The following is a 992-nucleotide window of genomic DNA, read 5'->3' on the forward strand; positions in this document are numbered from 1 at the left end:
AAAAGATAACTGTGGCTCAAGGTGGTGCTTTTGATGTAGCCGAATATCAAATGACACCGACCCTAAAAGCATTTGAATTGCCTCGTCCTCGTTTGTTGATTGCTGATGGTGTAGGTTTGGGTAAGACAATTGAAGTGGGTATCTTCTTGGCTGAAATGATTCGCCGTGGCCGTGGCAAACGCATACTGGTGTGTGCGCTGAAAAGCATATTGGCTCAGTTCCAGGAGGAAATTTGGAATCGCTTTGCCATTCCCTTGGTTCGTCTGGACAGTCTTGGTGTGGCAAAGATTCAGAACGAGATTCCGCTTAATAAGAATCCGTTCGACTACTACGACAAGACTATCATCTCTATTGATACGCTGAAGAATAATGGTCGTTTCCGTGCTTGGCTCGAAAAAACACATTGGGATATAATTGTGATTGACGAATGCCATAAGGTAGCTAATGATAGCAGTCTTCGTGGTGATTTGGCACAGTTCTTGGCACAGAAGTGCGACTCGATGATTCTCACCTCTGCCACTCCCCATAATGGTAGTGCCGAATCATTTGCCAATCTGATGAGGATGCTCGAACCCATTTCTATCCCCCGTAACGGAGAATATACCAAAGAAGATATTCTGCCTTACTATGTGCGTCGTTTCAAGCATGATATTACCGATGCACATATTCGCAGTCAATTCAAAGAGCGCGAAATCCGTAAGATTGAGGTTACATTGACTGATGAAGAAGAGCAAATCTTGAGCAAGGAGCATACCAAGTTCCGCTCATTAAAAGATGAATTCAAGAATGATGCACTCTTCGCTTTGACTGTATTCAAGAGTTTCATGTCATCACCCATCGCTGCGTTGGGTACACTTGAAGAGCGCTGTAAGAAAGATGATAGTGAAGAATTGTCTGAACTGACAGCGCAAGTTCGCCGTCTTGTGAAGAACTACGAAGACAGCCGCTATGATGCTTTCAAGAAAGTATTGACCGAACTTTGGAATAAGAAT

The 992-nt window shown here is 43.8% G+C and carries 1 protein-coding gene; it reads left to right on the forward strand.

Annotation, left to right across the window (positions count from 1 at the left end):
- The coding region (locus AB5935_RS23920; protein ID WP_368327651.1) for a DEAD/DEAH box helicase at nt 1–992 on the forward strand (992 nt) is incomplete at both ends.

The organism is Phocaeicola sp. RTP21198st1_B8_RTP21198_201120 (genome assembly GCF_040929485.1).
Lineage (GTDB): Bacteria > Bacteroidota > Bacteroidia > Bacteroidales > Bacteroidaceae > Phocaeicola > Phocaeicola dorei.